This is a genomic window from Micromonospora sp. NPDC051227 (assembly GCF_044455385.1).
Lineage (GTDB): Bacteria > Actinomycetota > Actinomycetes > Mycobacteriales > Micromonosporaceae > Micromonospora.
On record NZ_JBITET010000005.1, the window covers coordinates 1 to 15,829 of the forward strand.

At 67.8% G+C, this 15,829-nt stretch carries 12 protein-coding genes and 7 pseudogenes; 8 read left to right on the forward strand and 11 right to left on the reverse strand.

Annotated elements, in window-relative coordinates:
• Nucleotides 1-113 precede the first annotated feature (113 nt).
• Both ACIA47_RS14940 and ACIA47_RS14945 read right to left on the reverse strand, forming a co-directional pair.
• Nucleotides 114-979: pseudogene (locus ACIA47_RS14940) on the reverse strand (IS5 family transposase).
• Between the two features lie 690 nt (nucleotides 980-1,669).
• Nucleotides 1,670-2,350, reverse strand: a complete 681-nt coding sequence (locus tag ACIA47_RS14945; protein ID WP_396708254.1) for a TetR/AcrR family transcriptional regulator — start codon at nucleotides 2,348-2,350, stop codon at nucleotides 1,670-1,672.
• A 355-nt stretch (nucleotides 2,351-2,705) separates the two neighbouring features.
• On the opposite strand from ACIA47_RS14945, the gene ACIA47_RS14950 reads away from it, so the two are divergent.
• The 3 genes and pseudogenes from ACIA47_RS14950 to ACIA47_RS14960 form a co-directional block, all read left to right on the forward strand.
• Nucleotides 2,706-3,767 carry an MBL fold metallo-hydrolase gene (locus ACIA47_RS14950; RefSeq protein WP_396708256.1) on the forward strand — a complete coding sequence of 354 codons (1,062 nt, stop codon included), beginning with the start codon at nucleotides 2,706-2,708 and terminating at the stop codon, nucleotides 3,765-3,767.
• 324 nt (nucleotides 3,768-4,091) lie between these two features.
• On the forward strand, nucleotides 4,092-4,244 hold the full coding sequence (locus ACIA47_RS14955) for a hypothetical protein (RefSeq protein ID WP_396708258.1): 153 nt from the start codon (nucleotides 4,092-4,094) through the stop codon (nucleotides 4,242-4,244).
• 91 nt (nucleotides 4,245-4,335) lie between these two features.
• Nucleotides 4,336-4,446 (forward strand): annotated as a pseudogene (locus ACIA47_RS14960) (hypothetical protein); the annotation flags it as partial.
• A gap of 507 nt (nucleotides 4,447-4,953) precedes the next feature.
• Here ACIA47_RS14960 and ACIA47_RS14965 read toward each other — a convergent pair.
• From ACIA47_RS14965 to wrbA, 4 genes and pseudogenes are all read right to left on the reverse strand, one after another.
• A pseudogene (locus ACIA47_RS14965) lies at nucleotides 4,954-5,094 on the reverse strand (IS3 family transposase); the annotation flags it as partial.
• Between the two features lie 200 nt (nucleotides 5,095-5,294).
• A complete protein-coding gene (locus ACIA47_RS14970; protein ID WP_396708260.1) occupies nucleotides 5,295-5,453 on the reverse strand; it encodes a transposase in 159 nt (52 codons plus the stop codon).
• A 350-nt stretch (nucleotides 5,454-5,803) separates the two neighbouring features.
• On the reverse strand, nucleotides 5,804-6,553 hold the full coding sequence (locus tag ACIA47_RS14975; protein WP_396708262.1) for an SDR family NAD(P)-dependent oxidoreductase: 750 nt from the start codon (nucleotides 6,551-6,553) through the stop codon (nucleotides 5,804-5,806).
• 235 nt (nucleotides 6,554-6,788) lie between these two features.
• On the reverse strand, nucleotides 6,789-7,412 hold the full coding sequence (gene wrbA, locus ACIA47_RS14980; RefSeq protein WP_396708778.1) for an NAD(P)H:quinone oxidoreductase type IV: 624 nt from the start codon (nucleotides 7,410-7,412) through the stop codon (nucleotides 6,789-6,791).
• Between the two features lie 472 nt (nucleotides 7,413-7,884).
• Here wrbA and ACIA47_RS14985 point away from each other — a divergent pair.
• Both ACIA47_RS14985 and ACIA47_RS14990 read left to right on the forward strand, forming a co-directional pair.
• A pseudogene (locus ACIA47_RS14985) lies at nucleotides 7,885-8,136 on the forward strand (MBL fold metallo-hydrolase); the annotation flags it as partial.
• 46 nt (nucleotides 8,137-8,182) lie between these two features.
• Complete coding sequence (locus tag ACIA47_RS14990; RefSeq protein WP_396708816.1) at nucleotides 8,183-8,539, forward strand: hypothetical protein; 357 nt, start codon at nucleotides 8,183-8,185, stop codon at nucleotides 8,537-8,539.
• Between the two features lie 54 nt (nucleotides 8,540-8,593).
• Here ACIA47_RS14990 and ACIA47_RS14995 read toward each other — a convergent pair whose 3' ends face one another.
• From ACIA47_RS14995 to ACIA47_RS15010, 4 genes and pseudogenes are all read right to left on the reverse strand, one after another.
• Nucleotides 8,594-9,397 carry an SDR family NAD(P)-dependent oxidoreductase gene (locus tag ACIA47_RS14995; protein ID WP_396708264.1) on the reverse strand — a complete coding sequence of 268 codons (804 nt, stop codon included), beginning with the start codon at nucleotides 9,395-9,397 and terminating at the stop codon, nucleotides 8,594-8,596.
• Between the two features lie 191 nt (nucleotides 9,398-9,588).
• Nucleotides 9,589-10,218 (reverse strand): molybdopterin cofactor-binding domain-containing protein, encoded by a 630-nt coding sequence (locus ACIA47_RS15000; RefSeq protein WP_396708780.1) that lies wholly within the window; start codon nucleotides 10,216-10,218, stop codon nucleotides 9,589-9,591.
• Nucleotides 10,219-10,316: 98 nt separating this feature from the next.
• Nucleotides 10,317-10,661 (reverse strand): annotated as a pseudogene (locus ACIA47_RS15005) (molybdopterin cofactor-binding domain-containing protein); the annotation flags it as partial.
• 364 nt (nucleotides 10,662-11,025) lie between these two features.
• Nucleotides 11,026-11,475: a MarR family winged helix-turn-helix transcriptional regulator gene (locus ACIA47_RS15010; protein ID WP_396708266.1), complete on the reverse strand. Its 450-nt coding sequence runs from the start codon at nucleotides 11,473-11,475 to the stop codon at nucleotides 11,026-11,028.
• Between the two features lie 298 nt (nucleotides 11,476-11,773).
• On the opposite strand from ACIA47_RS15010, the gene ACIA47_RS15015 reads away from it, so the two are divergent.
• The 3 genes and pseudogenes from ACIA47_RS15015 to ACIA47_RS15025 form a co-directional block, all read left to right on the forward strand.
• Nucleotides 11,774-11,920 (forward strand): DoxX family protein, encoded by a 147-nt coding sequence (locus ACIA47_RS15015; protein ID WP_396708782.1) that lies wholly within the window; start codon nucleotides 11,774-11,776, stop codon nucleotides 11,918-11,920.
• Between the two features lie 494 nt (nucleotides 11,921-12,414).
• Nucleotides 12,415-13,645, forward strand: a pseudogene (locus ACIA47_RS15020) (IS110 family transposase).
• A 14-nt stretch (nucleotides 13,646-13,659) separates the two neighbouring features.
• A pseudogene (locus tag ACIA47_RS15025) lies at nucleotides 13,660-14,337 on the forward strand (IS481 family transposase); the annotation flags it as partial.
• 74 nt (nucleotides 14,338-14,411) lie between these two features.
• Here ACIA47_RS15025 and ACIA47_RS15030 read toward each other — a convergent pair.
• A complete protein-coding gene (locus tag ACIA47_RS15030; RefSeq protein WP_396708268.1) occupies nucleotides 14,412-15,803 on the reverse strand; it encodes a hypothetical protein in 1,392 nt (463 codons plus the stop codon).
• Between the last annotated feature and the right edge of the window lie 26 nt (nucleotides 15,804-15,829).

Sequence of the window (15,829 nt, forward strand, 5' to 3'; positions counted from 1 at the left end):
TACCACGCCTGGACCGTCGCGGAGACCACCCGCACCGAGCGGTCCCACCACGGCTACCAGGCCGAGGGCAACGACGGCCCGGCCTACATCGCCTAGGTGTTCTGTCCTGTCGATCATGGAAGCCAGGTGATGGCGGCGATGAGGACGAGGCTGGCCTGGTAGAGCGACGCGCGTTTGGCGTAGCGGGTGGCCAGGTCACGCCACTGATTGAGCCGGTTGAAGCAGCGTTCCACGACGTTGCGTTTGCGGTAGACCTGCTTGTCGAAGGCTGGTGGTCGCCCGTCGGCGCTGCCCTTGGCGGCACGGCGGGCGACCTGGTCGCTGCGCTCAGGAATGACGTGCCGGACACCTCGCTGGCGCAGTGCCCGGCGGGTCGAGTCATGCGCGTAGCCCTTGTCAGCGATCAGCACATCGGGTCGCTTGCGGGGCCGTCCGGGGCCAGGCTCGTTGACCCGGATCGCGTCGAGCAGCGCGAGGAGTTGGGCGTTGTCGCCGGCCTGGCCCGGGGTGAGCAGGATCGACAACGGCCGGCCTCGTCCGTCGACGGCGAGGTGGATCTTCGTGCTCAGTCCACCTCGGGATCGGCCGATGGCCTCACCAGCTTGCGCACCAGGCGTCGCCGCACTCGCGGGGAGCGCCCTTTTTACGGGCGCCAGCGGCATGCTGGTGCGCCCGCACGGTCGACGAGTCAATGCTGATCGTCCACTGCACCGGTGTGCCGTCGTCGTGGACCTGCGCCGCAGCGAGGATCCGATTCCAGGTGCCATCGGCGGTCCACCGGCGCAGCCGCTCGTGGCAGGTCTTCCACGGCCCGGAGTGTTCCGGCAGGTCACGCCACGGCGCACCCGTGCGCAGCTTCCACAGGATCCCGTTGATGACCTGCCGGTGATCCCGCCACCGCCCCCGCGCCGCCAGGCTCCGGAAGCAACGGCGCGATCACTGCCCACGCCTCATCGGTCAGTTCACCACGACGTACCACCGACACATCGTCAACGATCAACCGCTACAAGATCGGCAGGACACGCCCTATCCCCGGCCTCGGCGACAGCCAAGGGCCACAAGCGACCGCGCGAGCCCACACCTCGCTCGCGTTCGGTCTGCCGCGCACCGCCGTAGCGCGGGTCGTCGAGCCGACCGGCCTTCCGCTGTCCGCCGTCCGCGCCATCTCGCAGGCCATGACGCCTGCCGCTGGTGGCACTACTGACGAGCCGGAGCCCGTCGACCTGGTCGGCGCGGGCCGGTCGCCGGCGCGACCGCAGCGAAGCTCCGCGACCGTGGCCCAGCCGCTGGGCTTCGGTGCGCCGGCTGGCTACCGGGACGCCCGCGCCGGACCGGCCGACTCCGCGACTCGGACCGCCGCACCGGCTCTTACCGCCGCGCCAGCCGCACTCGCACACCGGCCGACCTCGACGACACCCCGGCACTCGCCGCCCCGAGGACCCGCCGGATGTACCAGCCGCCGAAGACCGACCGGACGCAGGTTCAGGCGACCTGACCGGTCGTACGGGCGCGCGGGTGCCGTCCTCACCGTGCCCATTCCGCGCGCCGAGGCGGCCTACTCGGCCGGCACGCACGATGGGCCCGAACCGGTCTCCAGCTCGACACCGCCGCTCCTGCCAAACCTGAACTGGACGCCCAAGCGACCGCCCAGTGCGCCGGGCTCACGACCTCACTCGGCAGGCGGGTTGGCGCTGCCGAGGTTCACCATCGCCCGGTCGACCTCGATCTGGGTCATCGGTGGGACGGGCAGGGGACTCGCGTTGGCTGCGCCGAAGGCGTCGAGCATCAGGTACAGGTGGCGCCGCCAGGCATCGGGGGCCACGTCACGGGTCGCGGCCGCGACCCGGCTGTGCGCCCACATGACAAACGCCAGATCCTGGCGCGTCACATCGGCGCGCAGGCTGCCCTGCTCGTGGGCGCGGTCGACGATGGTCTGGGTGAGTTCACGGATCCGGGTGAGCTTGCCGTGGACGAAGTCCGGCAGCGGCAGGTGCATCGACGCCAGGTCGTTCATGCCGCTGTCGTCGGCTTGGAGCTCGCACAGCGTCTCGAGGTAACCACAGAAGCCCTGCCACGGGTCGGACGCGGACGCGCTCGCCTGCGCTGCGGCCAGCCAGGTCTGCAGCTTGCCTTCGAACGCCTGCTGCACCAGGTCCAGCCGGGTGGGAAAGTGCCGGTAGAGCGTACCGATGGCGAGCCCAGCCTGGCGCGCGATCCCTTCGAGCGACGCGTTGAGGCCCTCACGCGCGAAGGCGTCTGACGCTGCTGCCAGGAGCGCGTCGCGGTTGCGTTGAGCGTCCCGCCGCAGCGGCCGCGCCGACCCCGGCGGCAAATCCGATCCCCTTGCCACCCGATCACCGTAGCAAAGATGAGGCAGCCCTCGGCTTCCGGTCGAGGGCTGGTTCTGCGGGCAGCGAGGCAGCTCATGAAGCACATCACATAACATGAGGGAGCCCTCAGGTTGTGCTACCTTTCAAAACATGAGGGGTCCCTCGACTTGCTCTCCACGAGCGACGCGAAACGGCAGCGGGGGTCAACTCAGGATCCGTCCGTGTCAGCAGGTCCGGCCGGCTCGCGGCCGATCGGCAGGCGCGGACCCATGTCTTCGGCGACACCGACGCGGCCTCGCACGACAAGCCCGTGACGCCGCCGAGCCGGCCCCGCGACCATGCGGCGGCCGTAGGACAAGAACAGGAGCAGCACAAATGGTGGGAAAGTACGGCGACTTCTACGCCGCCAAGAAGTTCGGCTTCCCGAAGGCCGTGGCAGCCGAGCACGCCCCGTCACCCCAGCAGTTCATGCCCGACCACATCAACGACCCGTCCTTCTACGCCAAGGGCTGGCACAAGGAGGAGCTGGGCGACGGCTTCTACTGGGTGACCACCCCGTCGGGCTACGAGTCGGCGTTCATGCTCACCGGCGAGGGCGTCATCGTGATTGACGCCCCCCCGCCGCTGGGCGAGAACATCTTCGCCGCGATCGAGTCGGTCACCGACGCCCCGGTCACGCACCTGGTCTACAGCCACTGGCACTCCGACCACATCGGCGCCGCGTCGATGTTCGGCCCCAAGGTGAAGATCATCGCCCATGACATCACCCGCGAGCTGCTGGCCCGTTTCCCGGACAAGTACCGCCCGCTGCCCACCGAGACGTTCGACACCGACGCGACCCTCGAGGTCGGCGGAACCAAGCTCGAACTGTCCTACAAGGGTGCCGACCACTGCCCCGGCAACATCTACGTCTGGGCGCCGAAGCAAAAGGTCCTCACGAAGATCGACATCGTGAGCCCGGGTTCGGTGGCGTTCATGCACGCCGACTTCTCGGAGAACATCAGCGGGTTCTACCAGGCCCACGACGACATCCTGTCCTACGACTTCAATGCGCTCATCGGCGGTCACATCACCCGCTGGGGCACCCGCGAGGACGTGGAGACCGTACGCGAGTACTGGCACGACCTCCTGAACTTCTCCGGCGAGGCGCTCAAGGAGATGGCTTCCAAGGACGTGCTGGAGGGATTCCACCACGGCATGGGCCGTGAGCACCGCCTCGTCGGCGCGGAGAACTTCATGAACTCGATGGTCAACTACATCACCGACAAGACGCTGAGCAAGGTCACGTCGAACGGCCAGCTCTGGCAGGAGCGGCTGGCCGGCGCCACGCCGTTCACGAAGTACCACGCCTTCACCGTGATGGAGTCCTCCCGCACCGAGCGGACCCACCACGGCTACCAGCGGCGGGGTGTCGGCGGCCCCTGGTACGTCGTCTGATCCCCGCTTAAGGGCTGCACCGCCGGCGCGCCTGGCCGTCGCGCCGGCGGTGTGGCAGCGGACGACCGGTGATGACGCGGCTCGTGCTCCGAAAGGCACGAGCCGCGCCTTCGCAGCGGGGATCCAGCCGCGCTCTCGAGCAGTCGAGCGCCACACAGAGAAGACAGGCCAGCCAGATGGCTTCACACCTCCCGCCCGGTTCATCGAACCGCGCCGTGCTTCCGGTCGTACTGCACGCCGTGTTCGCGATCCTCTGCTCCAATCACTGATCAACCCTGTGCTGCCGACGAACTGGACACCACGCCGAATCTCGTTACCTGGGTCATGACCGCCTTCTTGCTGTCAGCCTCGGCGTTCACGCCCCTGGGCGACCACCTGGGCGAGGAACGAGGGCTCGTCGCCTCGCTGCTCGCGCTGGCCGTCGGATCGGCGATCTCCGCGCTGGCGCCGAACATCGAACTGCGGTTCCCCTCGTAGCGTGTAGGCCGGAACTTGAGGGGACAGAGGTTCATGGCGGAGACCGAGGCGTCAGTTCGATCCGGAGTTCCGCGCTGGCGCGGTGCGGATCGTGCGGGAGGCCGGCAAGTCGGTTGTGCAGGTCGCGCGTGACCTGGGGATCACGACGGCACCCCCTTACCAACCGGGTGAAAAGGACCGTGAGCAGCGCGGTGACGCCGCAGCTGGGCGGCTGTCGGAGGACGAGCGAGCGGAGTTGGCCCGGTTGCGGCGCGAGAACGCTGAGCTGGCGATGGAGCGTGATGTCCTCAAGCGATCCGTGGTCCTGTGGGTCAAGGAAGTAACGGGGCCGGTGAGCGTGGCTGCCTTCCATCGCTTTCCAGAGGACCGAACACGATGTGCCGCACGTGGTGAGCTGCGGGTTTTGGGGGTGCCCGAGTCCTGGTTCTACAAATGGCGGGATCGGCCGCCCACACCCCGGCAGCAGCGGCGCGGCGACCTGGCGGCCGCCGTGCGGAAGGTCTTCGACGACTCCAGCGGCACCTATGGCAGCCCACGCATCAGTGACGAACCCGTAGGTGTAGCCCGTCTCGCCGGGCGTGCCGCCGGCCGGGGTTGCCCGCTCCGCCCGTCTGACCCTCATGGACATGGCATGGGGGACAGCGTGCGGGTGTTCGGCTTTCCGGGGGATTTCAATGGAGCCGCCGCGCCAGCCCTGGCGCAGGACCGCTCCCTGCCAGCCGTGTCCGGCCATCAACCGTTCCACGCGCTTACGACCGACGCGGATGCCGTCACGGCGTAGCTGCTGGTGGACCCGGTCAGCGCCGTAGGTGCGGCCCGAGTTCTCCCACACGTCGTAGATGTTGCTCAACAGCCCCAGGCCGACCAGGTCCCGGTCGCACGGTTGTGTGCCCTGGCGCAGCCACCCGTAGTAGGTCGAGGTGGTGATGCTCAGGACCCGTAGCAGGAGCGCGACCGCGACTGGTCACAGTGTTCGTCGATGAACCTCATGACCGTCGCCGGGGCGGGTCGAGTTCGGCGGCAAGATACGCGCTCACCGCCTTCAGGATCTCATTCGTCCCGGCGCAGCTCCGCGACTTCGCTGCGCAGCCTGCGGCTCTCCTCGGCGATCTCCGTCGTCGGCTGGTCCTCGCGCTCACCGCGGTTGGCTTGGTCCTGCCGGATCCGGTTCCGTAACGCCTCCGGATGCACACCCAGCCGCTTGATCACCGAACGGCACGATGCCGCAGCTCATCGGGATGCTTCTTTGGTGCTGCCACGAAAGACTCCTCCCCACGGAAGACCATGATCAGAAGACTCCGTGAACCCGGGGACCTTAGGGTCAGCAGCATCCCGAGAGTCCGCGGGTGCAGGTATTCACCGGTGACGGCTGAATCGGTCGCGCCGCCGACGGCCGATGGCCACCGCGCGGGTCCCCGATCCTCATCAGGAATCACCGGGGATCGCGCGGTGGCCATTGTCGGCTGAGACTCATCTGCCTCGGGGGAGACGGCGGGCAGATGCGTCCTGCCAACCTCGTCCGGTCCACCTGGGCGTTCCCGGCCGACTCGCCTTGCCCGCTATCGGGGCAGGCCCTGATAGTCGGCCTGCCCGGCGATTTGTCCACCGTCACCGGCCACCTCGCTGCCCGTCACGAACTGCGAGTCGTCGCTGGCAAAGAAGAGTACGATCCTGGCGATGTCGTCCGGCTCTCCTACCCGGCCGAGCGCCACATTGCTGGTGTCGAAGATGACGCCACTGGTCATTGGTGTGTTGATCTGACCAGGGTGCACGGCGTTCACGCGGATCCCGTATGCGCCCAACTCCAGGGCGGCGGTCTTGGTCAGGCCGCGGACGGCCCATTTGGAGACGACGTAGCCGGACAGGCTCGGCACTCCTTGCAGGGCGCCGACGGAGCCGATGTTGACAATCGACCCGCCGCCGGCCCGCTTCATCGCCGGGACCACGGCCTGGATGCCGTTGAAGACTCCGATCAGGTTCACGTCCAACGTGCGCTGCAGCCGTGCGGTGTCCCACTGCTCCAGCGGGGCCGGATCGGCGATGCCCGCGTTGTTGACCAGGATGTCGATGGAGCCGAGCCGCTCCTCGGCACGTTGGACGAGGGCTGCCCACTGGTCCGGTGACCGGACGTCGAGTTGCTCGGCGACGGCCTTCGGTCCGAGTTCGGCGGCCAGCGCCTCGGCCTCTGCGACATTCACGTCGGCGATGACCACGTTCGCGCCCTCGGCTACCAGCCGGCGGACGGTGGCGGCGCCCATTCCCATCGCGCCGCCAGTGACCACTGCCGTCTTTCCTCCGACACGCTCCATTGCGAGTTCCTCTCTCCCGCACCCTCGGTGCAGGCGTATCTCATTCGATGAAGTCGGTGCCCGGCTGACGGCTTCCCAGGCGGCCCGCTCGTCCGTCTGCTTGGCGGCGGCCTTGCGGCGGTCGTCCAGGGTTTCGATTGCCCATCGGCAGCCGCAGGGGCGTGTTCTCGTCGGCGACTTTCCTGTCGAGGGACCTTCCGCTCGATGCGGTTGGTGACCGGTGTGAGGCCCCTCGTCAGGTGGCGCTTTTCGGCTTGAGCGCCCGCGCGATCCGCACGACACGTTCTGCTTGGTGGCGGGCGGCATTGCGGGTGTCGTCGTCGATCGAGCCGAGGTCGGGGCCCCACACCGCGTGGTGCGAGGTGCCGTACGGGTTGCCGTCGACGAACTTGACCGGGTCGGTGTATCCCGGCGGCACGATGATTCCACCAAAGTGGTGGATGGTGTTGTACATGGCGAGCAAGGTGGACTCGTGCCCACCCTGGCGGGTTCCAGCCGAGGTGAAACCGCTGTAGACCTTGTCGGCCAGACCCCCCGCCTGCCACAGCGGCGACAACGTGTCGAAGAACTGCTTCAACTGAGCGGCGATATTGCCGAAGCGGGTCGGTGAGCCGAAGATGACGGCGTCCGCCCAGGAGAGGTCTTCAGGGGTCGGAGCGGGCACGTCCGCCGTGGCCGCGTCGTGGGCGGCCCAGAGCGGGTTCGAGTCGATCGCGGCCTGCGGCGCCAGCTCGGCGACCTTGCGGACACGGACCTCCGCGCCGGCAGCTTCCGCCGCTCCCGCCATCGTCCTGGCGATCTCCGTGCCCGTGCCTGTCGACGAGTAGTAGATCAGGGCGAGCTTGACGACGTTGGACATGGTGAGCTCTTTTTCCTCCGCGGTTGTGGGTTTCGGCGCCCCCGCCACCCGGCGGTCTGGCTCGTGAGAGCGGGCGTCGCGGCCAACCGTAGCCATAGTTAGGTGACGCGACACCCATTAGTGGCGGGTGACACATCACCCTTCAGGGTGTCAGGTGTCAAGTCATGGCTCGATGCGGCAGCGAGATGGGCTCCCGTTGGCTTCGGCAGATTATGCATTTCAGGCCGGATTGTCCCTATGCTTTGCCTGGTGGAACCAAGGATTCGGGCCTGCAGCAAACTGGAATTTGCCGGCAAGGGCGAGGTATCTAGGGTGACTCAACACCAAACACTTGCTCGGCTGGCCGGATCACACTGCATTGAAGCCGAGAGCCGAAGGCGACTCGTCACCCATTACGCCCGGCCGGCGGCGGGTTCGAGGCGGTATCTCACTTCGCGACACAGGACGGTAGGCCCCGGCGCGCCGCATCGTCGTGGACACCGCCCTGGGTTCCCACAAGCAGGGCCGTCCCGTCGAGGCATGGAACAACCTGCGTTCCCCATTGCTGAACCGATTGACGGAGTCCGGGTTCCCGCCCGAGTCCATCGACACCGTGTTGTTCACCCACCTCCACATGGACCATGTGGGCTGGAACACCCATCTCGTGGACGGCGTGTGGGTCCCGACGTTCACCAACTCCCGTCAGCTGATCGTGGCCGGAGATCTCGACCACTGGCGTCGAAACGCCGAGACCGCGACTGGTGGCATGCGGCTTGCCTACGGTGCGGCCCGTGCTCGACGCGGGCCTCGTCGACACGGTCGGCAGCAACCACGCGATCAGCGACGAGGTCCGGCTGATCTCCACGCCGGGGCACACCGCCGGGCACGTCAGCGTCGAGACCGCTTCGGCGGGTGAGCGAGCGGTCATCACCGGGGACAGAATTCACCATCCCTGCCAGCTAGCCCATCCGGAATGGACGACCGCCGGCGATCTCTCGACGCCGAACAGGCCGTCCGTACCCGCCGGGAGACTCCTATCGGCCCTAGCCCACGACCAGGCGTTGCTGATCGGGACGCATTTCGCCGGCCCCACGGCCGGCCGCGTGCTGCGCGACGGTGAGTCCTTTCGCCTCCGCATCGACGACTGAATCGAGACCAGCGTCATCGTGCCCGGCGTGGCCCGTCCGCAGGCGGTGCAGCGGCTAGGCAGGGGACTCAGCCGGCGAGTCGTCGAGCCAGGGAGTAAGCAGGGTCATGGTGCGCTGGTGGAGACCGTCTTGGAAGTTCACCACGCGGACCTGTTCGGCCGGCTCCGCGACCCGCCCTTCGTCCAGGTAAACCCCGCTGGGCACGCCCGGATCGCGGGCGGCGTGGATGATGTTTGCCGCCCCGTGTGCCGCATCCGCACCCCGCACGTCGAACATCGCGTGCAACAGTCGGGTGTTGACGACTCCCGGGTGAACGCTGACGATTCCGGGGCGGTAGTACCGGGACTGCCGGACGGCGTGGGCGACCAGCGCGAGCTTGGACCGGGCGTACGCGGCGGCCGGCTGGTAGCCGTGCTGGAATTGCAAATCGTCCAGGTCGAGACGGGTAGAGAGATGGGTCGCGGACGACACGTGCACCACCCGGCCCGTCGCGGGGATGAGCGGCAGGAGTCGTTCGGTGAGCAGGACGGCCGCCAGGTAGTTGGTCTGCAGCGTCGCTTCGTAGCTGTCCGTGCTGCACCGGCGGCTCTCGGCGCCGGGGCGACCGGCGTTGTTGATGAGCACGTTGACCTGCTCGGTGGCGCTCGCCACCGTCCTGGCCAGAGCCACGACGTCGTCAAGTCTGTCGAAGTCGGCCTGCGCGTAGACCACCTCGGCTCGACCGGCGCTGCGCAGCTCGTCGAGCAGCGGCTGCACCGCCGCGTGTGGCTCCGGCCCGTGCAGAAGCAGGCGTCGGGCTGATTTGGCGAGGCGCCGTGCTGCCGCCGCACCGATCCCGCTGGTCCCTCCGGTGAGCACGACCGTTCCTGGTATCTGGTCGACCATCCTTGATAGCTCCTCTCAAGCGTGAGACCTCGGTCAAGACATCATCGGGCGGGCGGCGCCCCGATGCGGGCTGAACGGCCGCGGCCCCGCAGGCGCGGGCGGCAGGAGGAACACGCCGTCAACCAGGAGGACAAAGTCAGCTCCGGCCCTCTGAGGTGCCGGCGTTACCGCCTCGACCCGGTAGTCGTACGTGGCTGGCAAGTGCTGTCCGTCGCCTTCCGAACCAAGCGGGCGCAGGACCGAAACCGATGGGTTGTTATGGCTCGGTGTGATCGAGTCTGTCTGTCCAGTGTCCAGGGGACGTGTGCGACGGAAGCCAGACCGGTGGGTACCGCACCGACCGATCGGCACGCCTCAGCCGCCTCGGTGTCGGGCGGTGTTGCCGGCGCCGTCCGTCGTCGCAGGAACCGCGCGTGCCGGGTCCGCGCCGGCACGACGTCACACTCGCTATTCGGACGGTTCGCCGCCGGCCGGGAGGAGTTGATCGAGGGTGACGGGCAGGGAACGGATTCGCTTGCCGGTCCCGTCGCGTCCGATCGTGGCCAGGGCGTCGCAGCGCGACTGACCTCGGCATAGTTGTGTAGCCGTAGGTCCAAGAAGTCGATGCCCAACTGGTACGAGAGTTCGTCGAGCGCCGACTCCAGCGCGAAATTGGCCTGGGCCTCGGCGGGGGCGCGCATCGACCCCGGACAGGGGATGTTGAGCCGCCGCTGCCGGTCCCGGTTCGCGACGTGCGCACAGGCGTACGCGTTGGCGCTCGAAGCCGCCACCGGCTCCATGTTCTCGTCTTCCATGGCGACGGTCTGCAGAGACTCGTGGTCGATCGCGACCAACTGCCGTCACGCCGTGCGCCGATCGCAATCGTCTGCACCGTGCCCGGGCGGTGTCCTACGCCGGTGAACATCTCTGGACGGGAGAGCACCAGCTTCACGGGCCGCGCCACCGTACGCGCGGCGAGCACCGCGAGGATCACGTGCGGCCACACCCGCAGCCGCGACCCGAACGCACCACCGACGTACTTGGCGTAGACGCGCACGGTGGATTCGGGAATCCCGAACATCTGGGCGATGGTGGTGCGTGTGTTGGAGGTCCACTGCGTAGCGTCGTGCACCGTCACCTCGTCGCCGTTCCAGACCGCGACCGTCGCGAAGAGCCTGAGCGGGTTGTTGGTGTTCTCCGCCGTCGTGTAGGTCGCCTTGTGCACGACGTCGGCGGATGCGAGTGCTGCGGCGACCACCGCGCTCGCCGCGGCCTGACCGGCTCCGCCGACACGGGCAGAAACACGATCGGGGATGTATAGCGACGTGGCGGGAACGGGAAAACTCGCAGGTCAGCAACCGGAACTCAGCTCTGGCACCCTACAGGCCGGGATCGAGGCGCTGCCACCGGGATCGGCGCTGTTACGGTGGGCACGGATGCGGTCGGCGAGGTGGTTCAGGGGCCGGCTGGACAACGCGATCGTGACGGGCAAGACAGCACGGCGATGCTCCCGGTCGGGGCATCGGGTTTTGCTCGATATGCGGTCTTACCGGGAGCCTCGCACCCATCGATCTACGGCCCTCGCCAACCCAGCCTGACCTGCAAGATCAGCTTGGAAAGACTCAGTATTTGTCGCCGCAGTGCTCGATGTCGGCGACCTTCTCCAGCAGCCGTTCCAGCTGACCCCGTTCGATGGGGCTGAGTGCCGCGAACAGGTCATCGTCCGCGCCGTCCAGGATGGCGTCGACCTCCGTCAGGGCGGTGGTGCCCTTGGGTGTGATCGTGACAACGTGCCGTCGGCGGTCGACGGGGTCGCGCTGCCGAGTAAGCAGCCCCAGTCCCTCCAACTCGTTGAGGACCGAGACCAGAGCGCTCGGGTCGACGCCGAGCAGGTCGATCAATGCCTGCTGGCTGACCGGCTCTTTCGCCACGTGCCTGAGCGTGAAGACGGATCGCATGGTGAGGCCGCGGTCGGCGAGGGCGTTGCGGACCCGGGCGTTGGCAACGGCACCGCGACCGGCGAGGAGCACGCCCAGCTGGGTCGGGACTGCGGTGCGCGTAGTTGGTGGCATGTAACCCATCATACCAGGCACATGATTGTTAAATCATCCCAATCATTACAGGGTATCAATGATGACTATCCGATAACCATCGCTTGGGAATGCACATGTTCGCTGCCTACGTCGTCGCCGCCGTCGTGTACGGGCTGGCGGTCACCGCCACGCCATCACCAAGATCCGGGGAGTCGAGCGCGTCGTCGCCGGGCTGACCGCAGCTGGCGTATCCAAGTCGTGGTTTGCGCCTTTTGGCCTGCTCAACCTCGCCGGGGCGCTCGGGCGGTGGATCGGCATCGCCTAGCGGCCGCTGGGCATCGCCGCGGCGATCGGCCTCGTCCTCTACTTCGCCGGCGCAGTGATCACCCATGTCCGGGTCCGCGACACCCCGGGCCTGCCGATGCCGGCTCTGCTGCTGATCCTGGCGGCGATCACCCTCACGCTGGCCCTCGCCTCGCTCTGAACCACATGCACCAACATCGAGGAGAAGGCATTCTTCATCTCCTAGCGGATCAGGCTGCGCAGATGATGACCGTGTCACCGCGGGTGCCGGCTCGGTACTGGCGGGATTCTCGACTGGTGGTTCGCACTCGACTGCATGAGCTTCCCAGCCACGAGCACGTCGCGCTTTCTGAAGTAGCCCGAGGATGAGGATTGGACCCCGAGTCGTACACCTCAAGGTGGCGCACTGGCCAGCCGTCCTCCGCGGGCTTGAGGTAGTACGTCGCGTAGTCCCAGATGCCCGTTACCTTTTGATCGTCCCCAGCCGGGGACCCTCGGTCGCCCGGCCCGGTATGACTTCCTGCCCCTGTCGTTCGGATGATCCGGGGGGGTGTTGTCGCCGGGTCGGGTGGCATCGGCGGACCGCTGATAGGGACACGGCCAGCCGTGTTCGGGTAGGTCTCTTCGTAACGTGGCTGCCGGCAGTCCGATGCCCTGACTGCGGCCGAGGCCACGATGCGATGCGTGGAGGGGGGTCTGGTGCACGACGGATATGGCGTCTTCCTAGGCTTGGGACGTCGGTAAGGATGATCACCACGCGGTCGGGTTGGCCCCGGACGGCAAGCGGCTGCACGACGCGCCGTTGCCGAATATCGAGGTCCGGCTGCGGCAGCTGTTCGACAAACTGGCCCGCCACGGCCGGGTCCTGGTCGTGGTCGACCAGCCCGCCTCGATCGGCGCCTTGCCGGTCGCGGTGGCTCGGGCGTGCGGGCATCAGGTGGCCTACCTGCCTGGTCTGGCGATGCGGCGGATCGCTGATCTGCATCCCGGCTCGGCGAAGACCGACGCCCGTGACGCCTACGTCATCGCGGACGCGGCCCGCACCCTGCCGCACACGCTGCGCCGGGTCGACACCGGCGACGAGACCCTGGCCGAGCTGGAAGTCCTCGTCGGCTTCGACGACGACCTCGCCGGCGAAGCCACCCGGGTGTCGAACCGGATCCGGGGCCTGCTGACGCAGATCCATCCCGCCCTGGAGCGGGTGCTGGGCCCGAAAGGCCACCACAAGGCGGTCTTGGAGTTGCTGTCGCGTTGCGGCGGTCCGATCGGGCTGCGCAAGGCCGGCCGCCGCAAACTCCTCTCGATCGCCGCAGCGCACGCGCCCCGCATGGGTGAGCGGCTCGTCGAGCAGATCATGGCCGCCCTCGACGAGCAGAGCGTCACCGTCCCCGGCACCCAGGCCGCGGAGACGATCCTGCCCCGCCTCGCCGACAGCCTCCGCGACGTCCTGCGACAACGCGACCAGGTCGCCAAAGAAGTCGAGGGGATGCTTGATGCTCACCCTCTTGCCCCGGTCCTGACCTCGATGCCCGGCATCGGCGTCAGGACCGCCGCCCGGATCCTGCTCGAAGTCGGCGACGGCGCCGCCTTCGCCACCTTCGGCCACCTCGCCGCCTACGCCGGCCTCGCCCCGGTGACCCGACGATCCGGAAGCAGCATCCGCGGCGAACACCCACCCCGAGGCGGCAACAAGAACCTCAAACGCGCGTTCTTCCTCGCCGCGTTCGCAGCCCTCGCCGACCCCGTCAGCCGGGCCTACTACGACCGCAAACGCGCCGAAGGCAAACGCCACAACGCCGCCCTCATCTGCCTCGCCCGCCGCCGCTGCGACGTCCTATTCGCCATGCTCCGTGACAAGATCCCCTACCAACCACGGCCGACAGATCAGGCACCCGTCCCCGCTTGACGAAACCCATAGGGACACGTTACCGGCTAGCTCGTCTGACCCATCTGGACCGGGCCACCGGCCGCAACGTGCGCCGCTACGAGCACGACGCCCCCGGCGACCTGGTCCACGTCGACATCAAGAAACTCGGCAACATCCCTGACGGCGGCGGCCACCGCGTCCACGGCCGCGCCGACGGCAGCCGCAACAGTTCAGCCCACCGCGACCCGACTCGCCCCCGCAGACTGACCAACCGACCAAACCTCGGCTACCAATACCTGCACAACGCCGTAGACGATCACTCCCGGCTCGCCTACACCGAAATCCTGCCCGACGAGACCCGCGAGAGCGCCGCAGCGTTCTGGCAACGCGCCCACGCGTTCTTCACCAACGCCGGCATCACCGTCAAACGCGTACTCACCGACAACGGCGCCTGCTACCGCTCCCACCTCTGGCGCTACACCCTCAATCACGCCAAGATCACCCACAAACGCACACGGCCCTACCGACCCCAAACCAACGGCAAAGTCGAACCCTTCAACCGCACCCTGCTCGACGAATGGGCCTACGCACAGCCCTACACCAGCGAGACCGAACGCCGACAAGCCCTCCCCGGCTGGATCCACTCCTACAATCACCACCGCGGACACACCGCACTCAACGGCCTACCACCCGCCAGCCGCGTCCCAAACCTCACGGGTCAGTACAACTAGCGCTCCGCAGTATTCGGCTGGCCGCCCTACCATGGCGGGTGTCAAAGCCGCTCGCGGTGGGCGCAAGGCGGTTCTCACCACCCGACGTGATTGGACTCCACGCCGCCACCGGTGACCCAGTGATCGGGTCCGTCGCTGGAGTAGCAGAGTGCGCTGTCCGAGGCCCTGCCGTCTCCGCCGATCGTGAAGGCCTGGGTCCAGAAACCACCAGGGTCGGCCGAGTCTCGACAGGTGACAGTGACGCTGGAGCCGGGCGCGAAGCCGGACAGCACCACCGAGTACCACCAGCCATACCGGGCCGCCCCACCTCTGGCCAAGTCGATCCTCGGGGCCGGCAGGGGAGGGGGCGGCGGCGGGTCAGCCTTCGGCACGGTCCACCGCACACGGTTGGACTCGACACCGCCAGCGGTGACCCAGTGGTCCGGGCCGTCGCCCGAATAACACGAGTTTTCGGCGTACGCGCGTCCGCTTCCGTCGGTGCGCATGGTGAGCGTGAGGAAGCCCTCCGGGTTGACGGAGTCCCGGCAGGTGACGGAGATGGCCTGGTGAGCCGGGAAGCGCTCGAGGGTGATCGCGTACCGATACCCGACGGTTGCGTTTGGGCCGCGTGCCAAGTTGATCGACGGTTGGGGCGCCACCGGCCGACCGCTGCTCTCGCCCGGCTTGGGGGTGGTGGGCGTTTGAGTGCGGGGGCCGTCCCAGACCGCGCGGTTGGAACTCACGATCCAGGTGGGTTCGAAGGGCACGGGGCGGATCTGCACCCAGTGCTCGCCGTCCAGAGCCGAGGTGCAGCTGGTGTCGTCCCGGGCCCTACCCGCCGCGTCGGCGACGAGCACCATTTCGTGGATGGCCTCCGGCGCGCGGCCGGGCACCGGGAGCGGGGAGTCGTCGTAGCACTCGACCTTGGCGTGCCATCCCGGGGGCAGTCCAGTCAGTTCCACCACGTACCGGTAACCGCTGTAACCGAGGTCTCCGCGGCGTACCGCCGCCCGGCTACTTGCCAGCAGGTTGCGGTTGGTCACGGTGGACCCAGCGCACTTGGGCACTTTGATCTGCTCCCAGACGAGCTCGGACCACACCCATCCCTTGACTCCAGGGTGTGGTCCGTTCCCTGACTGCGTGACGATGAACCATCGGGACGACGTGCCGGGAAGCGGTTCGCGTCCGTCCCACCAGCAGTTCATCGTGACGTTCGTGTGGTCCGGAAGTTCGTCGATGACGTTGTCTCCGCCACGGGGTTCGGCGCGCATGCGTACCGGGAGTTTCGCGTCGTCGCTGCGCACGACGCTCGTGCCCGATATCGCCTGCTCACCGGACGGGTCCAGCCGCTTTTGGGACACCTGAGTGACCTCGGTCGGCGCGTCGGGGGGTGCCTCATCGGTCCGACGCGACACAGACCAGTAGCCGAGCGCAGACACGGCCGATAACACCACGAGAAGCGAGACGAGAAGAGATGGACGGCGCATGGGCTGCGGATACCTCCTCGGTTGGA

What these genes read in the sequence shown, in the direction of transcription:
- ACIA47_RS14950 (WP_396708256.1), top strand. Translation starts at nt 2,706, where the DNA reads ATGGTGGGAAAGTACGGCGACTTCTACGCCGCCAAGAAGTTCGGCTTC.
- ACIA47_RS14955 (WP_396708258.1), top strand. Translation starts at nt 4,092, where the DNA reads ATGACCGCCTTCTTGCTGTCAGCCTCGGCGTTCACGCCCCTGGGCGAC.
- ACIA47_RS14975 (WP_396708262.1), bottom strand. Translation starts at nt 6,553, where the DNA reads ATGGAGCGTGTCGGAGGAAAGACGGCAGTGGTCACTGGCGGCGCGATG.
- wrbA (WP_396708778.1), bottom strand. Translation starts at nt 7,412, where the DNA reads ATGTCCAACGTCGTCAAGCTCGCCCTGATCTACTACTCGTCGACAGGC.
- ACIA47_RS15000 (WP_396708780.1), bottom strand. Translation starts at nt 10,218, where the DNA reads ATGGAAGACGAGAACATGGAGCCGGTGGCGGCTTCGAGCGCCAACGCG.
- ACIA47_RS15010 (WP_396708266.1), bottom strand. Translation starts at nt 11,475, where the DNA reads ATGCCACCAACTACGCGCACCGCAGTCCCGACCCAGCTGGGCGTGCTC.
- ACIA47_RS15030 (WP_396708268.1), bottom strand. Translation starts at nt 15,803, where the DNA reads ATGCGCCGTCCATCTCTTCTCGTCTCGCTTCTCGTGGTGTTATCGGCC.